The sequence below is a fragment of the Enterobacteriaceae bacterium ESL0689 genome (assembly GCA_029433525.1).
Lineage (GTDB): Bacteria > Pseudomonadota > Gammaproteobacteria > Enterobacterales > Enterobacteriaceae > JAQTIF01.
In genome coordinates, this window is record JAQTIF010000001.1 from 1,693,840 (window position 1) to 1,717,377 (window position 23,538).

At 49.9% G+C, this 23,538-nt stretch carries 12 protein-coding genes and 2 pseudogenes; 4 read left to right on the top strand and 10 right to left on the bottom strand.

What is annotated here, in order from left to right:
- Positions 1-70: 70 nt before the first annotated feature.
- Complete coding sequence (locus PT300_08250) at positions 71-5,407, bottom strand: hemagglutinin repeat-containing protein (GenBank protein ID MDF7680583.1); 5,337 nt, start codon at positions 5,405-5,407, stop codon at positions 71-73.
- 273 nt (positions 5,408-5,680) lie between these two features.
- On the opposite strand from PT300_08250, the gene PT300_08255 reads away from it, so the two are divergent.
- The gene (locus tag PT300_08255) at positions 5,681-6,109 is read left to right on the top strand and encodes a SymE family type I addiction module toxin (protein MDF7680584.1); all 429 of its coding nucleotides are present in this window, start codon (positions 5,681-5,683) and stop codon (positions 6,107-6,109) included.
- A 179-nt stretch (positions 6,110-6,288) separates the two neighbouring features.
- Here the strand turns inward: PT300_08255 and PT300_08260 are convergent.
- The 3 genes and pseudogenes from PT300_08260 to PT300_08270 all read right to left on the bottom strand — a co-directional run bounded on the left by PT300_08260 (position 6,289) and on the right by PT300_08270 (position 8,854).
- A pseudogene (locus PT300_08260) lies at positions 6,289-7,326 on the bottom strand (IS630 family transposase).
- Positions 7,327-7,496: 170 nt separating this feature from the next.
- Complete coding sequence (locus PT300_08265) at positions 7,497-7,964, bottom strand: hypothetical protein (protein ID MDF7680585.1); 468 nt, start codon at positions 7,962-7,964, stop codon at positions 7,497-7,499.
- Positions 7,961-8,854, bottom strand: coding sequence for a hypothetical protein (locus tag PT300_08270; GenBank protein ID MDF7680586.1), 894 nt, complete (start codon positions 8,852-8,854; stop codon positions 7,961-7,963). The genes PT300_08265 and PT300_08270 overlap by 4 nt, the downstream gene beginning before the upstream one ends.
- Positions 8,855-8,873: 19 nt before the next feature.
- Here PT300_08270 and PT300_08275 point away from each other — a divergent pair.
- Positions 8,874-9,718 (top strand): IS5 family transposase gene (locus tag PT300_08275; GenBank protein MDF7680587.1). Its coding sequence is split into 2 segments (ribosomal slippage): positions 8,874-9,219 and positions 9,219-9,718, totalling 846 coding nucleotides; the frame shifts between segments, so codons are not numbered across the junction.
- A gap of 10 nt (positions 9,719-9,728) precedes the next feature.
- On the opposite strand, the gene PT300_08280 is transcribed toward PT300_08275, so the two are convergent.
- Positions 9,729-10,343 (bottom strand): hypothetical protein, encoded by a 615-nt coding sequence (locus PT300_08280; GenBank protein MDF7680588.1) that lies wholly within the window; start codon positions 10,341-10,343, stop codon positions 9,729-9,731.
- The gene (locus PT300_08285; protein MDF7680589.1) at positions 10,333-13,416 is read right to left on the bottom strand and encodes a hemagglutinin repeat-containing protein; all 3,084 of its coding nucleotides are present in this window, start codon (positions 13,414-13,416) and stop codon (positions 10,333-10,335) included. The genes PT300_08280 and PT300_08285 overlap by 11 nt, the downstream gene beginning before the upstream one ends.
- A gap of 240 nt (positions 13,417-13,656) precedes the next feature.
- Between PT300_08285 and PT300_08290 the strand changes: the two genes are divergently transcribed.
- The gene (locus tag PT300_08290; GenBank protein ID MDF7680590.1) at positions 13,657-14,085 is read left to right on the top strand and encodes a SymE family type I addiction module toxin; all 429 of its coding nucleotides are present in this window, start codon (positions 13,657-13,659) and stop codon (positions 14,083-14,085) included.
- 840 nt (positions 14,086-14,925) lie between these two features.
- Here the strand turns inward: PT300_08290 and PT300_08295 are convergent.
- The 4 genes and pseudogenes from PT300_08295 to PT300_08310 form a co-directional block, all read right to left on the bottom strand.
- A pseudogene (locus tag PT300_08295) lies at positions 14,926-17,259 on the bottom strand (hemagglutinin repeat-containing protein).
- A gap of 765 nt (positions 17,260-18,024) precedes the next feature.
- The gene (locus PT300_08300) at positions 18,025-18,357 is read right to left on the bottom strand and encodes a hypothetical protein (GenBank protein MDF7680591.1); all 333 of its coding nucleotides are present in this window, start codon (positions 18,355-18,357) and stop codon (positions 18,025-18,027) included.
- Between the two features lie 29 nt (positions 18,358-18,386).
- On the bottom strand, positions 18,387-18,872 hold the full coding sequence (locus PT300_08305; GenBank protein MDF7680592.1) for an Imm42 family immunity protein: 486 nt from the start codon (positions 18,870-18,872) through the stop codon (positions 18,387-18,389).
- A complete protein-coding gene (locus PT300_08310; GenBank protein MDF7680593.1) occupies positions 18,857-21,985 on the bottom strand; it encodes a hemagglutinin repeat-containing protein in 3,129 nt (1,042 codons plus the stop codon). The genes PT300_08305 and PT300_08310 overlap by 16 nt, the downstream gene beginning before the upstream one ends.
- A gap of 240 nt (positions 21,986-22,225) precedes the next feature.
- Between PT300_08310 and PT300_08315 the strand changes: the two genes are divergently transcribed.
- On the top strand, positions 22,226-22,654 hold the full coding sequence (locus PT300_08315; protein ID MDF7680594.1) for a SymE family type I addiction module toxin: 429 nt from the start codon (positions 22,226-22,228) through the stop codon (positions 22,652-22,654).
- The last annotated feature ends 884 nt before the right edge of the window (positions 22,655-23,538 follow it).

The window sequence follows — 23,538 nt, forward strand, 5'->3', positions numbered from 1 at the left end:
ACAAACAATGCCAGGCTCATATAACAACATAAGAATAAAAGGTTAAGTAATGACTTAGTGCTATCCTTCATCACTTACCTCCGCTATCTTTCAGCTTATCCTGAATCATACCTGATACAGCAGAATCGCCAATATTACCCATTATTGATGGCAACGGATGCTGTGGAGCAGGTTTTGTTATTGTCCAAATACCAGTAGGAACCCATTCATACTGTTTTGATATTGGGTTTAATTTTTTATCAAATGGGACTTTTATAACATTACCCGCAGCATAACCAGCCGAAGCACCGGCCTTACTCAATAATGCTGCCATAAATGGATCATTACCGCTGATTTCTGCCTGGTAATAACCACCTGCGGCATTCCATGTCACCGTTGGATTATAACCTTTACCTGCTGTTATTCCTCCGACAACTACAGACCCGATTAGGTCTGAAAGTTTTACTTCTCCGGTTGTACCATACTGTATACCTGCACTTAATCCGGCACCTACACCAACCGCAATAAGCTGCTCTTTGGTATTATTGACCGCATTAGTAAGGATCGCTTTTCCACCCATGACCAGCACTGGCCATGATGTCGGATCGCTAACAACAGATAATACACGATCTCCTTGTGTTATATTATCATTCAGAAATTTCAGATCAGTGCCATTGAGATAGTTTACCAATGCGGCTGCATCAGGATCTTTCAGTTTTTCATCCAGTCTTATTTGTAATGGATTTGCATCATTTGCAACATTCGTTGCCCCCTGGATTAACTCCTCCCAGCTCACACAGGTAACACCACCACCAGTACAGGCCTCAGTCAGCTCTTTACTTTTCTTGTTACTGATTTCAAGGTATTTCTCAACAACCTTCTGACAATCACCGCCCGAGGCTTTACAGTCAGATAGCTCTTTATCAAGCGCTCTGGTTTCTGTGCTGTTCAGGAAGTTATTCTCAACCGTCGTCTTCCCGGCCTGCGCCCCGACTACCGCGGCAGCGGTGCTGTCTCCGGCTATCCCGCCCGCAATACCCGCTGCCAGGGTTGCCATCGCGCTGATGTTCTGTTTGTCGGTTTCGCTCAGCTCACTGACTGGTTTGTCGTATATCTGCATCGCCAGTATACCGGTGAGTTCTCCCGTGGCGGCACCCGCAGCCCCGGCCAGCGCACTCTGTCCCTGAAGCGAGGCCAGTACCGCATTGGCCACCGCATGGGCGGCGACTTTTGCCTCGTCATTGTTATCAATTCCGGCATGGTGGCCGATGATTTCAGCAATGTAGGGCTCGGCCGCTCCGGCAATCGCTGCGGTCACGCTACCGCCATTCAGCCCCTGCAGGGCTGCGGTAGTGGCCTGGATGGCCTGCTGATAACTGCCGCCGGTGCCCCATTTCTGCTGTTCGGCTTTATAGCCTTCTGTGTTCGCAAGCAGGGTGTTGTACCTCTCCCGGTCTTCAGCACTGGCTCCCGGTTCCGGCTCATAAATGCCTTTTCCCGCCAGCTCCAGCTTACCGGCCTGAGTGGCGCGGATATTGCCTTCCGTGCGGCCGATATCAGCCAGCTGATTACCGATATCGCCGATAACCTGCGCCTGTTCGATTTTATCCTGTTCTTTCTCTTTATCAAAGATGGGACGAATACTGCCGTTGGCTTTCTCCGTGTCGTGGGAGAGGCCGGCAATATCCTGCTGCTGGTGGTCTTTATCGCGGATAATCAGTGTTCCGTTGCTGACCGCAGACTGGGTGGTGCCGTCCGCCTTGCCGTGGTCACTGAGACCGTTCAGCAGGCTGCTGGCCATGTTGCCAGTAAACTGACTGCCAATGCTGCCGCCGGAGCTCATTCCGGCACTGCTGTGCTCGACATCATACTCTGCACTGTTGTGCAGGCTGCCCCAGCCGAGGGTGCCGGTGTCGAGGCGGTTTTTGTCTGTGGTGGAAGCAATCACCGCACCATTGAGCTGGGTGTGGCTGCCGACAGTAATGTCATAACCACCGTTACCGGCAAACAGGCCACTCTGCTCATTCACCGACAGAAAATCACTGTTCATCTTATCCCTGCTGGCACTGATGCTGCCGGAGCCGGACATCGAGCCCCAGGTAAAGGAGCCGCTGGCGCTGATGTTCTGCTGCTGGCTGTGATAGTGGTCGCTGTCCTGCTCACTGCTGATGGTCAGGTTATGGCCGATATCCGCCAGCAGGCGGTCACCGCTGAGCTGCGCCCCCTGCAGGGTGGTGTCGTTACCACTGTGCAGCGAGAGCTGATGACCGGCACCGATAATGGTCTCATCATGGGTGGTGCCGTTGCCGCGCTCACTGCCTTTGCCCGCGTTGACCCCGGCGGAGATGTGGATACCCCAGCCGCCGGAGCCGACACCGATACCAATCCCGAGGTTGCCGCCGCTGCTGTGGTTACTGCCGGTGAGCGAGGAGGCGTTCTGTGCTGACAGCAGGGTGATGTCGTGCTGTGCGTCGAGGGTGATATCGTGGGTGGCCTGCAGCTGGCTGCCTTCAGCCAGAATATTGCCTTTTCCGTCCTTTCCACTGGCCACCACCGTCAGGTTATTTCCGGCCGTGAGGCTGCTGGTGGCCGCCGAATACTGCGTCTGCTGCTGGGTTGATTTGGATGACTGGCTGCCATAAGAGAGGCTGATGCCGATAGTGTTGTCGTTTTCGGCTGCCGCCCCCTGAGCTTCATCAAGGCGCACCGCCTGACTGGCCTGAATGGCAGAGAGCCCGCCTTTGACGGCATACAGCGCCTGGAGACGGTCATTATCCCGCCCCTTTGCCTGATTGACCGACTGCACAGTGTTACTGAGGGCAGTGCCCGCGCTGCCGGAGAGGGCGAGGGTCAGGCCGGAGGTGCGCTGTTCAACGCTGTGGGTCTGCTGGCTGTGTTCGGTGGCCGCAGTGAGGGCGACACTCTGCCCGCTGAGCACCATATCGTGACCGGCAATCAGCTCTGAGCCGTTCACCGTCAGCACATCCCCGGCATGGAGAATAACATCGCCCTGAGTGGCTCCGGCGGTGCTGCCGTGCTGGGTAAGGGTCTGGGCGCTGTCGGTGACTTTCTGGCTCTGGCTGCCGTAGGTCAGGCCGATGCCGCCACTGCCGGAGAGGCCGGAGTGCTTCTCTTCGGTCTGGTGAAATTCACTGCCGTGCTCCGCAGTCGTGGTCAGCGTCAGGTCATGCCCGGCGCTGAGGTACAGCTGATGTTCAGCGACCGCGTCACTGCCGGTAAAGGTCAGGTCGTGTCCGGCCTGAACCGTGACGGTGTCGCCGGAGAGCAGGGTGCCCTGAGCCTGCTGCTGATGCAGAAGGTCGACGGTGGTGGTGGACGAGAAAGCGCCGTTGCCGCCGCTGTGGCGCTGATGCTCTTCATAGTCGGTGGTATTAATACCGGCGTCGAGGCGAATATCATTGCCCGCCGCGATACCGAGGTTTTGTCCGGCACTGACCGTGGCCGCCGTGGCACTGAGGTCATGACCGGCCTGCAGGGTGAGGCGTCCGCCGCCGCTGACGGTACTGCCGTTCTGCTGCGTGTCGGCACTGGTCAGCCAGTTGTCCTTGTCCCATACCAGATGGTCACGGGCAGAGGTGGTGACGGTGTTGAGGATAAGGTCATGACCGGCAGTCAGCCAGCTCTGGCTGTTGCTGGCCTGGTTGTTCACCTCAGCGGCGGTCAGGGTGATATCGCGCCCGGCGGCGAGCTGCAGCCATCCGCCATCACCGGTAACCTGGATGCCACTGGTGCGCTGAATGGTGGTGCGGTCGTAACTGTTGCTGCCGTCCTGGCGCGAGGCGCTGACGGTGGGCGAGGTGAGGGTGATGTCACGTCCGGCCGCCGCCAGCAGGCTGTGGGTGGCGCTGAGCAGGCCACCGGTGCTGATGATATCGGTGCGCGCCTGCAGGCTGACATCCGCGCCGTGCACCGTACCGGCCTGATTTATCAGGTTATCGGCGGTCAGGCGCACCTGCTGGCCGGAAATCGTGCCGTGGTTAAGCAGGTCGCCGGAGAGATTGAGGGTCACCTCGCGGCCTGCCAGCAGTGCTCCGGCACCGTCAGGGGCATCGGGGTTCACCCGGGCATAGACCTGGGGCACCTGAACGGTCTGCCAGCTGCCGTCGGGGAGCTGCACCGGGGTGTCGACCAGCCAGAGGATATCGTGGGTCAGCAGCCGCATCTGGGCGGGGCTGAGCGCCACGCCAGGTATCAGGTCATACTGCTGGCCAAAGGCGATCCCGGCATCCATCAGCCCCTTAAACTGGGCCTCATCACTGCGGTAGTCGCCGAGATAGCGCCCGCCGGTAAGGGCGATAACCTGCTCGCGCACCAGCCGCTGTTCATAAAAGCCGTCGCCGAGGCGTTTATGGATGTTTGCCGGGTCCTGGGCAAAGGCGTTCTGCATATAATCGGTGCCGAGCCATTTTTTACGGTCGGTAAAGCGCGGGTCGGTCTCCACCAGGTACGGCGCCTGAACATCCGGATGCGTGACAAACAGGCTGTTGTCCGGCAGCTGCGTGCTGGCACCGCTGACCTTAATCACCGTCACCGTGTCACTGCTGACGCCGCCACTGCTGAGCGCCACCTCGAAGGTCTGGCCGGGGAGCAGCACCACCGGCTGCTCTGGCGGTGTCTCAGTGGCAGTGGTGGCCGTGCTGAGCTCAGGCCGCGGGATATCCGCTATCGGGCGGGCGAGGGTGGCCGGGTCAGTGACCGTCAGCCCGGCACTGACCGAAGGCGCGTCAGTCTGGGTTAATGCCGTGAGCTGCAGGCCGCTGCCAGTGGCGGTGCTGTTGCCCTCCAGCCGTCCGGGGTGGAGGGTGATGCTGTCGATGACCACCGGTGGCTGGTAACGCTCGCGATCGCGCTTCTGCTGATCATGGCCTTTTTGCTGCTGACGCCAGAAGTGGGTGACGGTGCCGCTGTCGGTGATCCGGCGCTGGCCTTCGGGCATGATATTGTCGATGGTGGTGGCCACGATATCGAGCGCACTGCCGGCGACAATCTGGCTCTTGTCATTCAGCACCTGTCCGGCCTGAATGGCGAGACGGCCACCGGCGAGGATTTTGCCGGGATCGCTCTCTTTAATCTGCTCCTCTTCGATGGTGCGGGTGTACTGATATTCGTAGAAGTTATCATGGCCGGAGCCATGTTTATCCGGGGTATTGAGGTTGAGCAGCCCGTCAGAGGAGTTATGGTCAACATACACGCCGTCCGTGTCGGCATCCCAGCGGATGGAGGAGCCGCGGTGGCGGTATTCGTGGTGCGTCTCCTGAGAGACGGTGACGATTTCGGTGCTGAAATGGTCGTTGATGTTGTTAAGGGTATCGACGGCGAGCGCCATCTCTCCGGCAGACTCAATGGTGGCGCTGTGGTTATTCAGTACGCTGGCCTGACCGTGGGGATTGAAGCTGCCTGTTGTCATAAACTTCCGCTGAATTGATAAAGTATTCAACATGAGAATTAACGCGATAACGTTACATGGTGTTGTATTAATTTCCGGAGCTGCATCGCATTAATAAACTTCCACGATAAAAACAGCCCTGTGTTTTTATTCAGTACGGTATAATAGCGCACAGAGCAACCTGTTAACCGGAGCATGAGTTATAAATAAAAGTGTTCTGTTAAATTAGCGCGACATGAAGGTGTACCACCACCGTCATGTCGCTGACCACAAACAACTACCGAGGAGTTGAATATGGCTAAGAGAGATGTTAAGCCAGAATCTGCTGTTGCCAAAACGAAATTTGCGACAGAAAGCAGTAAACCACAAAAGCGCGGGCAGGCACGCAAAATTGAAACAGAAACATTGCAAAACTGTCCTGAATCAGAATTATCCTCCCCGCTGGCACGGATGGAGTTTTATGACCGGATGCGGGTCAATTATTTACCACTGTCGGGTGAGTGGTTTTCACGGGCGGGATTTATTCCCAATATGCCGGTAAAAATCAGGGTGATGCCGGACTGTATTGTTATCACCACCCAGAACAGCCGGGAATTATGGGGCTGCGCAGAAGGGCTGAGTGTGGTCAGTATTAATCAGGAAAAAGTGAAGCAGTGGCTGAAAAATTTTCCCGGCGCGCTGAATGATACCGGAGATATTCCGAAAATAAAGCGTGGCTACTGATATTACTGAAAATCATCTGTCAGAAGCGGAAACTCCCGGAAAGTAATCTTTCCGGGAAAAGTATTTATTCATCAATTGATTCAAATCGTTATGATCATATGACCAGCCAGGCTGCTTATTAAAGCGATCAGGATGTAAACCGGTTTTTTGATGTCGATGGTTATAAATAACTTCTCATATTAACGCTCCACTTTCGCCAGCCCCGGGCAGCTACCGGGAAATGGGGAGGCAACTTTCATAAACTGCTTTACCTGTTTCAGTAGCTGCCACATGTACCGGCACGAATGATTCCGTGTGACCGTTTCATGTAAGGACAGCCACAACCGTTCTACTGGATTCAGCCATGGTGAATATACCGGCAGGAACAACACCCTGAATTTTTTATTCCCGTCCAGCCAGTGCTCCACTTTCCGGCTTTTATGAATAACGTAGTTATCTGCTATCACCGTGATGGTCTTTGCCCGACGGTATGTGCGGCGGAGTGTTTCCAGCAAACGGATAAATAAATCAGAGTTCTTATTGCTGCCACTGACGTAATGAACTTTTCCTGTATCTGCATGCAGCGCCCCGGCCAGGTAATGCTTCTGATTCTGTCCCGGCGTGGCAACTCGTTTCTGTTGTCCTCTGAGCATCCAGTCAGCGCCGATTTTTGGGTTCAGGTCAATATCAACTTCATCCTGATAAAACACCGGATTTTCTGCCTGATCCTGAGCCAGAGCCTGCTCTATAGCGGACTGTTTTTCATCATAATGCGGGTCTCTGATTTTCAGCGTGGGTGCTGCTCTTCTCCAGACTATTCCCGCCTGTTTCAGGTAGCGGTGCAGCGTTGAACGATGAAGCGTTATATTAAAAACCTGGTTGACGATACGGGCCAGCAATTCTGTACTCCACCGTGAACGTAACCAGCCATAATCTTTCGGGGTACGCTGAATCAGCAATGGCAGAACCCGTAAGATATCGGTAACAGGCCAGTGCTGCTCTCGTCCGGGTCTGAGGCTTCTGAGGCCTTCAGTACCCTATAACGTGAACCCGTTTATCCAGCGGCCCACAGATGAACGGGCGGCACAGAGCAGCCGGGCGACATCGGTAACAGTCATTCCCTGATGCAACATAAGCATAGCGATTAGCCGCCGTGCATCGTTTTTATCGCGAGTCTGCTGTGCTTCTTTACGCATAAAACGTCGTTCTTCAGGAGAAATAGCTGCTATGATCGGCATCGCTCAGTCCGGTTTGTGATTTGTGATGTCTGGCGATTGATCAGATCGCAAAATCCGGGCTGAGTTCCCTCAAAGTGATCTATTATTTTGCGAAGTTATTTAACATCGTCACAAAGATCCTCTATTATGGTGGCCAGCTGGTAACGGCCACCGATGATAAATCAATACTCTTATTTATCTGTTCGACATATAAAAATAGGTTGTTGGTATTCTTCTATAGACTCCAGATCAATATATGGTACTTCTTCTTTTCTTAGTGTATGAAATTTAATTACCGCATCAATTTCGTTATTAAAATCATCAAAAGAAGTAATCACTTCAAAGTGTTCTGATGGCATTGCCTCATGCAACTTATTGGCAATCATTTCTGATGCATTAACAGCAACAGATATAATGTTATCTTTGGTGTAATCACTAATTCTTAATTCATTATATAAACACTCTTGATCGGTTTTATCAAAAAAATCGCCTTTATCAATCCCCATATCAACAGGCTGTTTAAGCTTAAAAAATACACAACCATTAGAGTGAAGAACAAACCCATGATTAATCAATGTTAAAAGATTGATAGGTATAGAACATGAAGGAGATACCTTGTTTAATATGTTCGTTTCAAAATATTTATTAAAAATAATCATTTTTCTCCGAGGTACTGTTTCATACCTTTATCTATGGCTTGCTTAAATTTTGGATTGTCAAGCATGTTGTTTATTGATGCTGGCGCTGGAATCTTATTTTTTGATGAGTCAAAGCTATAAAAATTATTATTATTTGGGTCATAATAATATTTATTATTTTTATTGTCTTGATAATGTATTTGTCCCGGTCTTTGTCCTGGGTTTGGGTTTTCTACATCGATTCGCTCTTTTCCTTCGCCTTTCCAAATAGTTTGACTTGGGACTTTAACTCCATTTGCGCCTAACATATGTCCATCGGACATATAGATAAAATTATCTTTATTATGTCCATCAGGAGCTGGAGTTACAGTGGTAGTACCACCGCTAACGGGTACACTATCTGTATTTCCGGTGTTTGTCACTCCTGGAACAGGAGCTTGATCATTTCCCGTATGATTAGGCGCATTGCCCGTTGCAGTCTGGTTGCCTCCCGTATGATTAGGCCCGGTATTAATCTGAATATCATTGTTTCCTGTATGCAAAGGTGCATACTTATCCTGCAGTGAATTCAGGTAGTTCCGGGTAATCTCATCATTACCTACCATTTCCAGAGTAATCAGATGATCCAGTTCCTCTGAGGTCATTTTGTCAGCAATGTCTTTAACCGCAACACCAGCAAGTCCTGCTATTCCGGCTTTAGCACCGATCTCTAAAAGTTGCTCTGCAACTTTTGTCCGGCAGGGGGCTGCTATGGCACACCCTCTGGCAATCAGACCCAGATTATTATTCTCAACCGTCGTCTTCCCGGCCAGCGCACTCTGTCCCTGAGTTGCGTGACCAGGATTTATTGAGTCGCTAATATTAGGGTGTGTCCCGTAACTATTTTTTGTACAATCTGGTATCTGTCTCACTATAGAAAGTCCTTTAGATATGGCTCGCTACGATTTCCCGGATGAGGCGTGGGCACTGATTTCTCCCATGCTACCACCTGAAAAAGCCTCTTCCAGAGGGGGACGCCCTTATTTTTCTCACAGACACGTCATGAATGGCATATTCTGGATCCTTTGTTCCGGTGCCCCATGGCGGGATTTACCTGAACGTTACGGCTGCTGGAAAACGATATATAACCGTTTTAACCGGTGGTCAAAAAGTGGCGTAATGAACAGTATTTTCAATAAATTACTTCAGATACTTGATGAAAAATCGTTAATTGACTGGGATGTCATCGCACTTGACGGAAGTAACATCAGGGCCCTGAAAGCGGCTGCGGGTGCAAAAAAAAATATCCCGATGACTCAGATGACCATGGGCTGGGTCGCTCACGCGGCGGCTTTGGCACCAAAATCCATCTGGCAACAGATGGTACAGGATTACCCTTAAGTTTCTGCCTGAGCGGTGGGCAGGCTCACGAAAGTCAGTACGCAAAACCCTTACTCAGACAAATCGGTGTTATTCGAAAAAGTGGTTGTCTGAAGTCGCGCCCCAAAGCTGTGCTGGCGGATAAAGGATACTCAGGCGGTAATCTTCGTATTTATTTAAAAACGAAGGGAATAAAGGCAGTTATTCCTTTCAAATCAAACGAAAAAGCAAGCCGTGATGGTCGTCGAACACTGGATCGTCAGTTATATAAAAAGCGCAATGTGGTGGAACGCTGCTTTGCAATACTGAAAGAAAACCGTCGAATAGCCACGCGCTCAGAAAAAACAGCCAGAAACTATCTGAGCATGCTAAAACTGGGGGCAATCAGGTTGTTTTTAAGGCGGTTGTTAGGTTAAGGGACACAGCCTAGCTATAATTTTTTTCACGCAAAATCTTGTTAAGACCCAAGGCAACAACTTCACATGATGGTTCATCAATATAGCCAAGCAACATAAATATTATTCCTTCGCGATCTATAACATCATTTACATTTCGAGGTGGATTAATTGAACTCAAATCATTATGCATGGAATCAAGTAAGAAGAAATATATATTTTCCCCTGAATTGATTAACTCCTGAAATATATTATCTTGATTTATGTGTATAAATCCAATGCCAGAAAGTTTAAGTCCATTTTGTCTTTTCTCTATAAAGTTTATCTTATCAACAATCTTTTCACTATTTACTCCGCGCTCTTTAAGTAATCCCCATGTTTTTTTATAATTGACAATTGCTGAATCTGGTTGCTCGGATGATAATTCAACCATTACGCCTATATAGGTAATCTTATTAAGCGATGATACATTTAATATCATTTCTTTTAAAAGTTTTTCTCCATATAGATTTCTTGAGCATCCTGGTAACTCCCAGCTTAAAGCAGAGATTCCTGTTCCAGATATAAAATATCTGGAACTGAAATTTGCAATTTCATTATTATATGAAATGTCTTCTGCATATCTTTTAACAATGTTAGTAATCATAATGATTCCCTTTAGCATCATTGAAGTGTGGCCCACGATTTTGGGAATTTCCCTCTCCAAAAAAATGACCGCTAGCATCGTCACGAATATAGACTTTTTGAGTTCCTCCACCAGATTTGGGAATATCAAATTCATAAATATAACCTGGTTGCGGGTTGCCACGTTTATCTACATTCGGATAAACTTTACTCGGGCTTTGGCTTGCAGGGATGCCTGATTTTCGCTTGGCTTCTTTAAAAGCACCAGCTCTGGCAGAACCCTCAGGAGCCATATTTGCTGGTCTATCACCTTCTGATAAATAAATAAAATCATCTTTATTATGTCCATCAGGAGCTGGAGTTACAGTGGTAGTACCACCGCTAACGGGTACACTATCTGTATTTCCGGTGTTTGTCACTCCTGGAACAGGAGCTTGATCATTTCCCGTATGATTAGGCGCATTGCCCGTTGCAGTCTGGTTGCCTCCCGTATGATTAGGCCCGGTATTAATCTGAATATCATTGTTTCCTGTATGCGAAGGTGCATACTTATCCTGTAGTGAATTCAGGTAGTTCCGGGTAATCTCATCATTACCTACCATTTCCAGAGTAATCAGATGATCCAGTTCCTCTGAGGTCATTTTGTCAGCAATGTCTTTAACCGCAACACCAGCAAGTCCTGCTATTCCGGCTTTAGCACCGATCTCTAAAAGTTGCTCTGCAACTTTTGTCCGGCAGGGGGCTGCTATGGCACACCCTCTGGCAATCAGACCCAGATTATTATTCTCAACCGTCGTCTTCCCGGCCTGCGCCCCGACTACCGCGGCAGCGGTGCTGTCACCAGCAATCCCGCCAGCAATACCTGCCGCCAGGGTTGCCATCGCGCTGATGGTCTGTTTGTCGGTTTCGCTCAGTTCACTGACTGGTTTGCCGTACATCTGCATCGCCAGTATACCGGTGAGTTCGCCCGTCGCGGCACCTGCAGCCCCCGCTAATGCACTCTGTCCCTGAAGCGAGGCGAGCACTGCATTGGCTACCGCATGAGCAGCGACTTTTGCCTCATCGTTGTTATCAATTCCGGCATGGTGGCCGATGATTTCAGCAATGTAGGGCGCGGCCGCCCCGGCAATCGCTGCGGTCACGCTACCGCCATTCAGCCCCTGCAGGGCTGCTGTGGTGGCCTGGATGGCCCGCTGATAACTGCCGCCGGTGCCCCATTTCTGCTGTTCGGCTTTATAGCCTTCTGTGTTCGCAAGCAGGGTGTTGTACCTCTCCCGGTCTTCAGCACTGGCTCCCGGTTCCGGCTCATAAATGCCTTTCCCCGCCAGCTCCAGCTTACCGGCCTGAGTGGCGCGGATATTACCTTCCACGCGACCAATATCCGCCAGCTGATTCCCGATATCACCGATAACCTGCGCCTGTTCGATTTTATCCTGTTCTTTCTCTTTATCAAAGATGGGACGAATACTGCCGTTGGCTTTCTCCGTGTCGTGGGAGATAGCGGCAATGTCCTGCCGCTGGTTCTCTTTGTCGCGGATGATAATACTGCCGTTACTGACCGCCGACTGGGTGGTGCCGTCCGCCTTGCCGTGGTCACTGAGGCCGTTCAGCAGGCTGCTGGCCATGTTGCCAGTAAACTGACTGCCAATGCTGCCGCCGGAGCTCATTCCGGCACTGCTGTGCTCGACATCATACTCTGCGCTGTTGTGCAGGCTGCCCCAGCCAAGGGTGCCGGTGTCAAGACGGTTTTTGTCTGTGGTGGAAGCAATCACCGCACCATTGAGCTGGGTGTGGCTGCCGACAGTGATGTCATAACCACCGTTACCGGCAAACAGGCCACTCTGCTCATTCACCGACAGAAAATCACTGTTCATCTTATCCCTGCTGGCACTGATGCTGCCGGAGCCGGACATCGAGCCCCAGGTAAAGGAGCCGCTGGCGCTGATGTTCTGCTGCTGGCTGTGATAGTGGTCGCTGTCCTGCTCACTGCTGATGGTCAGGTTATGGCCGATATCCGCCAGCAGGCGGTCACCGCTGAGCTGCGCCCCCTGCAGGGTGGTGTCGTTACCACTGTGCAGCGAGAGCTGATGACCGGCACCGATAATGGTCTCATCATGGGTGGTGCCGTTGCCGTGCTCACTGCCTTTGCCCGCGTTGACCCCGGCGGAGATGTGGATACCCCAGCCGCCGGAGCCGACACCGATACCAATCCCGAGGTTGCCGCCGCTGCTGTGGTTACTGCCGGTGAGCGAGGAGGCGTTCTGTGCCGACAGCAGGGTGATGTCGTGCTGTGCGTCGAGGGTGATGTCATGAGCAGCCTGCAGCTGGCTGCCTTCAGCCAGAATATTGCCTTTTCCGTCCTTTCCGCTGGCAATCACTGTCAGGTCATGCCCGGCCGTGAGGCTGCTGGTGGCAGCGGAATACTGCGTCTGCTGCTGGGTTGATTTGGATGACTGGCTGCCATAAGAGAGGCTGATGCCGATAGTGTTGTCGTTTTCGGCTGCCGCCCCCTGAGCTTCATCAAGGCGCACCGCCTGACTGGCCTGAATGGCAGAGAGCCCGCCTTTGACGGCATACAGCGCCTGGAGACGGTCATTATCCCGCCCCTTTGCCTGATTGACCGACTGCACAGTGTTACTGAGGGCAGTGCCCGCGCTGCCGGAGAGGGCGAGGGTCAGGCCGGAGGTGCGCTGTTCAACGGTGTGGGTCTGCTGGCTGTGTTCGGTGGCCGCAGTGAGGGCGACACTCTGCCCGCTGAGCACCATATCGTGACCGGCAATCAGCTCTGAGCCGTTCACCGTCAGCACATCCCCGGCATGGAGAATAACATCGCCCTGAGTGGCTCCGGCGGTGCTGCCGTGCTGAGTGAGGGTCTGGGCGCTGTCGGTGACTTTCTGGCTCTGGCTGCCGTAGGTCAGGCCGATGCCGCCACTGCCGGAGAGGCCGGAGTGTTTCTCTTCGGTCTGGTGAAATTCACTGCCGTGCTCCGCAGTCGTGGTCAGCGTCAGGTCATGCCCGGCGCTGATGGTGCCATCGTGGTTATCGTAGCTGTCCGTTGTTATAAACTTCCGCTGTATTGATAAAGTATTCAACATGAGAATTAACACGATAACGTTACATGGTGTTGTATTAATTTCCGGAGCTGTATCGCATTAATAAACTTCCACGATAAAAACAGCCCTGTGTTTTTATTCAGTACGGTATAATAGCGCACAGAGTAACCCGTTAACCGGAGCATGAGTTATAAAGAAAACTGTTCTGTTAAATTAGCGCGGTGTGAAGGTGTACCACCACCTTCACACCGCTGACCACAAACAACTAACCAGGAGTTGAATATGGCTAAGAGAGATGTTAAGCCAGAATCCGCTGTTGCCAAAACGAAATTTGCGACAGAAAGCAGTAAACCGCAAAAGCGCGGGCAGGCACGCAAAATTGAAACAGAAACATTGCAAAACTGTCCTGAATCAGAATTATCCTCCCCGCTGGCACGGATGGAGTTTTATGACCGGATGCGGGTCAATTATTTACCACTGTCGGGTGAGTGGTTTTCACGGGCGGGATTTATTCCCAATATGCCGGTAAAAATCAGGGTGATGCCGGACTGTATTGTTATCACCACGCAGAACAGCCGGGAATTATGGGGCTGCGCAGAAGGGCTGAGTGTGGTCAGTATTAATCAGGAAAAAGTGAAGCAGTGGCTGAAAAATTTTCCCGGCGCGCTGAATGATACCGGAGATATTCCGAAAATAAAGCGTGGCTACTGATATTACTGAAAATCATCTGTCAGAAGCGGAAACTCCCGGAAAGTGAACTTTCCGGGAAAAGTGTATATTCATCAATTTATTCAAATTGTTATGAGCACATAACCAGCTAAGCTGCTTATTAAAGCGATCAGGATGCAAACCGGTTTGTTGATGTCGATGGTTATGTTAAGTTTCATTGCTGGCGTATTTATGTCACGTTTTTTTTCAGTGAATATGATATTCAATGAAGGGTTAACTTTCATATAAATAGATTTTTTCCTTTAGATAGTGAATGGATACATAAATAGCTGACACAGATATGAAACATGTTTCAGAATGAATATTAGGCCAGAACTGATGTGGCAGGGGAAAATAATTACAGATTTACGAGCGGGTACGCAAAAACAGAGGAGATCGTGAAATTATCGTAACCATCCGGTAAACTCACATTAACAGATCGCCAGGATTATGGAAAACCTTCGTCAGGAGATGAAGTATTGGGGATGATATTACCTGATGAAATAATTAAGAAAATATGAGTTTACCGGATGGTTACCCCTGACTACCACTGTCAGGCCGTACTGGCAACCGTCAGGTAAAAATATCCCGATTCGGTGACCGGGATATTTCAGTAGTGGTACAGATTAACGAATATCGAATATCCAAAAGACCAAACCGGTGGGAATACCCAGCAGACTGATTTTTAGGATCGTAACGATCTCTGTTTTTCCAAAAGGAAACGGTTTATTAAAATCCCAAATAAACCATCCCTTTAGGAGATATGAAAAAAAACCTAAAAAAATTAATGCCATACACATTAGGAAACATATAAAAAACAATGTCCATATCGGTTTTTGGGGACTATTTAGTTTCATTTTTATCCCCAGATTTAGGTTTCTGTAAAACATCACCGGTTAACCCTGAAACAAAAGTATCTCCTAAATTCCCCATGATTGATGGTACAGAGCTTTGGGGGGCTGGTTTGGTTATTGTCCATACGCCAGTAGGAACCCATTCATATTGCTTTGATACTGGATTAAGAACCTTATCCATTGGTACTTTGATAACGTTACCTACTGCATAACCAGCAGAAGCACCAGCCTTGCCCACTAATGCCGCCATAAATGGATCATTACCGCTGATTTCTGCCTGGTAATAACCACCTGCGGCATTCCATGTCACCGTTGGATTATAACCTTTACCTGCTGTTATTCCTCCGACAACTACAGACCCGATTAGGTCTGAAAGTTTTACTTCTCCGGTTGTACCATACTGTATACCTGCACTTAATCCGGCACCTACACCAACCGCAATAAGCTGCTCTTTGGTATTATTGACCGCATTAGTAAGGATCGCTTTTCCACCCATGACCAGCACCGGCCATGATGTCGGATCGCTAACAACAGATAATACACGATCTCCTTGTGTTATATTATCATTCAGAAATTTCAGATCAGTGCTATTGAGATAGTTTACCAATGCGGCTGCATCAGGATCTTTCAGTTTTTCATCCAGCCTTATTTGTAATGGATTTGCATCATTTGCAACATTCGTTGCCCCCTGGATTAACTCCTCCCAGCTCACACAGGTAACACCACCACCAGTACAGGCCTCAGTCAGCTCTTTACTTTTCTTGTTACTGATTTCAAGGTATTTCTCAACAACCTTCTGACAATCACCGCCCGAGGCTTTACAGTCAGATAGCTCTTTATCAAGCGCTCTGGCTTCTGTGCTGTTCAGGAAGTTATTCTCAACCGTCGTCTTCCCGGCCTGCGCACCGACTACTGCGGCAGCGGTGCTGTCCCCGGCTATCCCGCCCGCAATTCCTGCCGCCAGGGTTGCCATTGCGCTGATGGTCTGCTTATCAGTTTCGCTCAGTTCACTGACTGGTTTGCCGTACATCTGCATCGCCAGTATACCGGTGAGTTCGCCCGTCGCGGCACCTGCAGCCCCCGCTAATGCACTCTGTCCCTGAAGCGAGGCGAGCACTGCATTGGCTACCGCATGAGCAGCGACTTTTGCCTCATCGTTGTTATCAATTCCGGCATGGTGGCCGATGATTTCAGCAATGTAAGGCGCGGCCGCTCCGGCAATGGCTGCGGTCACGCTACCGCCATTCAGCCCCTGCAGGGCTGCGGTAGTGGCCTGGATGGCCTGCTGATAACTGCCGCCGGTGCCCCATTTCTGCTGTTCGGTTTTATAGCCTTCTGTGTTCGCAAGCAGGGTGTTGTACTTCTCCCGGTCTTCAGCACTGGCCCCCGGCCCCGGCTCATGAATGCCTTTTCCCTCCAGCTCCAGCTTACCGGCCTGAGTGGCGCGGATATTACCTTCCACGCGACCAATATCCGCCAGCTGATTCCCGATATCACCAATAACCTGCGCCTGTTCGATTTTATCCTGTTCTTTCTCTTTATCAAAGATAGGACGAATACTGCCGTTGGCTTTCTCCGTGTCGCGGGAGATAGTGGCAATGTCCTGCCGCTGGTTCTCTTTGTCGCGGATGATAATACTGCCGTTACTGACCGCCGACTGGGTGGTGCCGTCCGCCTTGCCGTGGTCACTGAGGCCGTTCAGCAGGCTGCTGGCCATGTTGCCAGTAAACTGACTGCCAATGCTGCCGCCGGAGCTCATTCCGGCACTGCTGTGCTCGACATCATACTCTGCGCTGTTGTGCAGGCTGCCCCAGCCAAGGGTGCCGGTGTCAAGACGGTTTTTGTCGGCAGGGGCGGTGGAGGCTACCACCGCACCATTAAGCTGGCTGTGGCTGCCGACAGTGATGTCATAACCACCATTACCGGCAAACAGGCCACTCTGTTCATTCACCGACAGAAAATCACTGTTCATCTTGTCCCTGCTGGCACTGATGCTGCCGGAGCCGGACATTGAGCCCCAGGTGAAGGAGCCGCTGGCGCTGATGTTCTGCTGCTGACTGTGATAGTGGTCGCTGTCCTGCTCGCTGGAGATGGTCAGGTTATGGCCGATATCCGCCAGCAGGCGGTCACCGCTGAGCTGCGCCCCCTGCAGGGTGGTGTCGTTGCCGCTGTGCAGGCTGAGCTGATGACCGGCACCGATAATAGTCTCATCATGGGTGGTGCCATTGCCGCGCTCACTGCCTTTGCCCGCGTTGACCCCGGCGGAGATGTGGATACCCCAGCCTCCGGAGCCGACACCGATAATTGACAGATCGCCAGGATTATGGAGGACGTTCGTTGGAAGATGATATTACCTGATGAAATAATTAAGAAAATATGAATTTACCGGATGGTTACGATAATAAAAGAGAAACCCCGACTCAGACTAAATCGGGGTTTTATTTAACGCAGGATTGTAGTTAACAATCCTGATTATTCTGGCTTTTACAGACGGATCATCCGTATTTCCTGTAGTGTTTAAAGTAAATCCACCAGTTACCGACTGCAACTATGCATCCAGTAAAAGAAGCCGCCTTAATATATTTTATTAAATCATGAGAATCCATTTCAAATGGCACATTGTAAAAAATAAGAAAAAACAATCCGGTGGCTATAAATACAATTACAATCATAATATTTGAATACAGGATATTAGTAAATAAAAAAGGATGAATAGTAAATTTTTTGATCTCATGCCTTATTACTATGCTGTATGTAATCATGACAAAGAATCCCCGATTCGGGCTGAATCGGGACTTTACTTAATGTAGGATTATAAAGCAGAATATTATATTATAGAGTGATCATATTTTCTTCCTTTGATGTTTATAATATAACCAAAAATAACCAGATCCTGAAAGGACTCCACAAAAAAGACCTGTTTTTATTGCTTTCATAAAATGAATGTTCGAAAGGTTAAATTGACCATCATAATATAATGAACAAAAGAATTCGGTTATAATCTGAACAAGCATGAACCATAATGGAAAAATGATCATAAGAGCTATATTAAGATATAAAAACACTATCAAAAAATAGAACCTGTTTTTCATTTCTTTATTTCCTTATGTTCTGATGTCCATTTCCCAGCCTGATCGTTTGTAAGTTCAGTTGTACCAGAGCCGAACATATTGCCAACAACTCCAGGTAATGAATCAATCGGCAAAGGCTTAGATATCCCCATCCCTATATCAGTCCAGAGCCAGTCTTTCCAGGGCTTCATTGGGTTATAGTGTAGATCAAGCGGGTACTGTACCAGTTTGCCTGCTCCATAACCAAAACCAGCCGCAGCGCCGCTAAGTAAGCCCCCTTTCAGTGGGTCATCTCCTTTAATCGTACTGGATATGCCGTCACTCACTACATTAATGTTTACAGTGCCCATCAGCCCGGCACTGATCTTCCGAAGATAAATTAACTTACCTCTGTAATTATAATATTATTAATTTTATTCATAATTAACATATCTGCTGGAGGTAATGTTTTAATTAATTTCTCTATTGTGCCTTTAGGGAAGCGATTTTCTATGAAGCTATTTTCAAAGTCTAAAGTATAAATCAAACGTTCTTCATTATAATCAAAACCCAACCAAAAATTACAACCATAATCATATAACTCAGCAACATTCAATGGTATTAAATTTTGAGGCTCCCCTTCTGAAAAATCCATATTTTCTATGGAAATATTACCAATATCTTGGGTTGTCTTTTTTAGACCCTCCTCTAAACTTTCTTTTAACGAAGATATTACAATGTAAAGATCTATAGTCACTCCTTTTCCGGGGATAAGCACATCATTAATAATGAAGTTAAATAATCCACTAGGTGAACACAAAGTATCAATCTGTTCAATTTGTATGGCAATTTGATAAGGATTACCTATTATCATTTTATTTTCCATCCTTCTTGCTTGTGTAGTTGAGCTTTAGTTTTATTATCTAATTGCATAGGATTTCTTAAATCTCCTGTGCTACCTGACCAATGATATACCCCTGTATTATCGGGGAAGAATCGATGGATAGAACCGTCATTTCCCATACTATAACGTGCTTTGTTACCATCAATTGATACTGAATTTCCAAAAAGATCCAAGGAATTTCTTGGCTCAATACCTGCATTAGGTCTGAAACCTTGTGCGCCAGGGGTATGTTTAGAATTCGATTCTACCTTTAGTCCATTACTGGCCGTAGTGACCTCTGGTATTGGTAATCTGGAGTCATATCCTGCGCTATCCATATGTGTTGGTAATGCCGGAGTGTCATCTGTATTCCCGGTGTGATTAGGGGATTGAGAGACAGGCAATGGATTATTACTACCAGTATGATTCGGTCCGGTATCAGTTAAATTGTCGGTGTTCCCCGTATGATTAGGCGCATTGCCCGTTGCAGTCTGGTTGCCTCCCGTATGATTAGGCCCGGTATTAATCTGAATATCATTGTTTCCTGTATGCGAAGGTGCATACTTATCCTGTAGTGAATTCAGGTAGTTCCGGGTAATCTCATCATTACCTACCATTTCCAGAGTAATCAGATGATCCAGTTCCTCTGAGGTCATTTTGTCAGCAATGTCTTTAACCGCAACACCAGCAAGTCCTGCTATTCCGGCTTTAGCACCGATCTCTAAAAGTTGCTCTGCAACTTTTGTCCGGCAGGGGGCTGCTATGGCACACCCTCTGGCAATCAGACCCAGATTATTATTCTCAACCGTGGTCTTCCCGGCCTGCGCCCCGGCTACTGCGGCAGCAGTGCTGTCCCCAGCTATCCCGCCTGCAATACCTGCCGCCAGAGTCGCCATCGCACTGATGGTCTGCTTATCAGTTTCGCTCAGTTCACTGACTGGTTTGTCGTACATCTGCATCGCCAGTATACCGGCGAGTTCGCCGGTTGCGGCACCCGCAGCCCCGGCCAGCGCACTCTGTCCCTGCAGCGAGGCCAGTACCGCATTCGCCACCGCATGGGCGGCGACTTTTGCCTCGTCATTGTTATCAATCCCGGAATGGTGGCCGATGATTTCAGCAATGTAGGGCGCGGCCGCTCCGGCAATCGCTGCGGTCACGCTACCGCCATTCAGCCCCTGCAGGGCTGCTGTGGTGGCCTGGATGGCCTGCTGATAACTGCCGCCGGTGCCCCATTTCTGCTGTTCGGCTTTATAGCCTTCTGTGTTCGCAAGCAGGGTGTTGTACCTCTCCCGGTCTTCAGCACTGGCCCCCGGTTCCGGCTCATGAATGCCTTTTCCCGCCAGCTCAAGCTTACCGGCCTGAGTGGCGCGGATATTACCTTCCGTGCGACCAATATCCGCCAGCTGATTACCGATATCGCCGATAACCTGCGCCTGTTCGATTTTATCCTGTTCTTTCTCTTTATCAAAGATAGGACGAATGCTGCCGTTGGCTTTCTCCGTGTCGTGGGAGATAGTGGCAATGTCCTGCCGCTGGTTCTCTTTGTCCCGGATAATCAGTGTTCCGTTACTGACCGCAGACTGGGTGGTGCCGTCCGCCTTGCCGTGGTCACTGAGGCCGTTCAGCAGGCTGCTGGCCATGTTGCCAGTAAACTGACTGCCAATGCTGCCGCCGGAGCTCATTCCGGCACTGCTGTGCTCGACATCATACTCTGCGCTGTTGTGCAGGCTGCCCCAGCCGAGAGTGCCGGTGTCGAGGCGGTTTTTATCAGCGGAGGCCGTGGAGGCTATCACCGCACCATTGAGCTGGCTGTGGCTGCCGACAGTAATGTCATAACCACCGTTTCCGGCAAACAGGCCACTCTGTTCATTCACCGACAGAAAATCACTGTTCATCTTATCCCTGCTGGCACTGATGCTGCCGGAGCCGGACATTGAGCCCCAGGTGAAGGAGCCGCTGGCGCTGATGTTCTGCTGCTGGCTGTGATAGTGGTCGCTGTCCTGCTCACTGGAGATGGTCAGGTTATGGCCGATATCCGCCAGCAGGCGGTCACCGCTGAGCTGCGCCCCCTGCAGGGTGGTGTCGTTGCCGCTGTGCAGCGAGAGCTGATGACCGGCTCCGATAATGGTCTCATCATGGGTGGTGCCGTTGCCGCGCTCACTGCCTTTGCCCGCGTTGACCCCGGCGGAGATGTGGATACCCCAGCCGCCGGAGCCGACACCGATACCAATCCCGAGGTTGCCGCCGCTGCTGTGGTTACTGCCGGTGAGCGAGGAGGCGTTCTGTGCTGACAGCAGGGTGATGTCGTGCTGTGCGTCGAGGGTGATATCGTGGGTGGCCTGCAGCTGGCTGCCTTCGGCCAGAATATTGCCTTTTCCGTCCTTTCCACTGGCAATCACTGTCAGGTCATGCCCGGCCGTGAGGCTGCTGGTGGCCGCCGAATACTGCGTCTGCTGCTGGGTTGATTTGGATGACTGGCTGCCATAAGAGAGGCTGATGCCGACAGTGTTATCGTTTTCGGGCGCAGCGCCCTGAGCTTCATCAAGGCGCACCGCCTGACTGGCCTGAATGGCAGAGAGCCCGCCTTTGACGGCATACAGCGCCTGGAGACGGTCATTATCCCGCCCCTTTGCCTGATTGACCGACTGCACAGTGTTACTGAGGGCAGTGCCCGCGCTGCCGGAGAGGGCGAGGGTCAGGCCGGAGGTGCGCTGCTCGACGCTGTGGGTCTGCTGGCTGTGTTCGGTGGCCGCAGTGAGGGCGACACTCTGCCCGCTGAGCACCATATCGTGACCGGCAATCAGCTCTGAGCCGTTCACCGTCAGCACATTCCCGGCATGGAGAATAACATCGCCCTGAGTGGCTCCGGCGGTGCTGCCGTGCTGGGTAAGGGTCTGGGCGCTGTCGGTGACTTTCTGGCTCTGGCTGCCGTAGGTCAGGCCGATGCCGCCACTGCCGGAGAGGCCGGAGTGCTTCTCTTCGGTCTGGTGAAATTCACTGCCGTGCTCCGCAGTCGTGGTCAGCGTCAGGTCATGCCCGGCGCTGATGGTGCCATCGTGGTTATCGTAGCTGTCCGTTGTTATAAACTTCCGCTGTATTGATAAAGTATTCAACATGAGAATTAACACGATAACGTTACATGGTGTTGTATTAATTTCCGGAGCTGTATCGCATTAATAAACTTCCACGATAAAAACAGCCCTGTGTTTTTATTCAGTGCGGTATAATAGCGCACAGAGCAACCCGTTAACCGGAGCATGAGTTATAAAGAAAACTGTTCTGTTAAATTAGCGCGGTGTGAAGGTGTACCACCACCTTCACACCGCTGACCACAAACAACTAACCAGGAGTTGAATATGGCTAAGAGAGATGTTAAGCCAGAATCCGCTGTTGCCAAAACGAAATTTGCGACAGAAAGCAGTAAACCGCAAAAGCGCGGGCAGGCACGCAAAATTGAAACAGAAACATTGCAAAACTGTCCTGAATCAGAATTATCCTCCCCGCTGGCACGGATGGAGTTTTATGACCGGATGCGGGTCAATTATTTACCACTGTCGGGTGAGTGGTTTTCACGGGCGGGATTTATTCCCAATATGCCGGTAAAAATCAGGGTGATGCCGGACTGTATTGTTATCACCACCCAGAACAGCCGGGAATTATGGGGCTGCGCAGAAGGGCTGAGTGTGGTCAGTATTAATCAGGAAAAAGTGAAGCAGTGGCTGAAAAACTTTCCCGGCGCGCTGAATGATACCGGAGATATTCCGAAAATAAAGCGTGGCTACTGATATTACTGAAAATCATCTGTCAGAAGCGGAAACTCCCGGAAAGTGAACTTTCCGGGAAAAGTGTATATTCATCAATTTATTCAAATTGTTATGAGCACATAACCAGCTAAGCTGCTTATTAAAGCGATCAGGATGCAAACCGGTTTGTTGATGTCGATGGTTATGTTAAGTTTCATTGCTGGCGTATTTATGTCACGTTTTTTTTCAGTGAATATTATATTCAATGAAGGGTTAACTTTCATATAAATAGATTTTTTCCTTTAGATAATGAATGGATACATAAATAGCTGACACAGATATGAAACATGTTTCAGAATGAATATTAGGCCAGAACTGATGTGGCAGGGGAAAATAATTGCAGAATTACGAGCGGGTACGCAAAAACAGAAAAGATCGTGGATTTATTGTAACCATCCGGTAAACTCACATTGACAGATCGCCAGGATTATGGAAAACCTTCGTCAGGAGATGAAGTATTGGGGATGATATTACCTGATGAAATAATTAAGAAAATATGAGTTTGCCGGATGGTTACAATCCAAAGAACTCCCGGTTCGAGCTGAACCGGGAGAGAGACTTATTTAGAATTAGGTGGCGGTGATTTTTTAGTCCTGAACTTATCTATTAAATTAAATACTATTGTGGCTAATGTGATAGCCGTGCCTGATATACAGCTAAATACCAACATCCTTTTCACATGATAAAGTGGGAAAAACAAATAATCTTTTGTGAAAAAGATAAACAAAGACCCAATACCTAGAAGAATAAATCCAAGCAAGGCACAAAAAATGCATGAATATATTAACAATTTAATATAGGAAATCATTTTTTATCCTTTTGTTGCGAGTTATTGTAGGGGAGTTGTTTATCATTGATCCCATCTT

Bases quoted from the DNA above. Each gene is read 5' to 3' on its own strand.
- PT300_08250 (MDF7680583.1), bottom strand. From the start codon at position 5,407: ATGACAACAGGCAGCTTCAATCCCCACGGTCAGGCCAGCGTACTGAAT.
- PT300_08255 (MDF7680584.1), top strand. From the start codon at position 5,681: ATGGCTAAGAGAGATGTTAAGCCAGAATCTGCTGTTGCCAAAACGAAA.
- PT300_08265 (MDF7680585.1), bottom strand. From the start codon at position 7,964: ATGATTATTTTTAATAAATATTTTGAAACGAACATATTAAACAAGGTA.
- PT300_08280 (MDF7680588.1), bottom strand. From the start codon at position 10,343: ATGATTACTAACATTGTTAAAAGATATGCAGAAGACATTTCATATAAT.
- PT300_08285 (MDF7680589.1), bottom strand. From the start codon at position 13,416: ATGTTGAATACTTTATCAATACAGCGGAAGTTTATAACAACGGACAGC.
- PT300_08290 (MDF7680590.1), top strand. From the start codon at position 13,657: ATGGCTAAGAGAGATGTTAAGCCAGAATCCGCTGTTGCCAAAACGAAA.
- PT300_08300 (MDF7680591.1), bottom strand. From the start codon at position 18,357: ATGGGCACTGTAAACATTAATGTAGTGAGTGACGGCATATCCAGTACG.
- PT300_08305 (MDF7680592.1), bottom strand. From the start codon at position 18,872: ATGGAAAATAAAATGATAATAGGTAATCCTTATCAAATTGCCATACAA.
- PT300_08310 (MDF7680593.1), bottom strand. From the start codon at position 21,985: ATGTTGAATACTTTATCAATACAGCGGAAGTTTATAACAACGGACAGC.
- PT300_08315 (MDF7680594.1), top strand. From the start codon at position 22,226: ATGGCTAAGAGAGATGTTAAGCCAGAATCCGCTGTTGCCAAAACGAAA.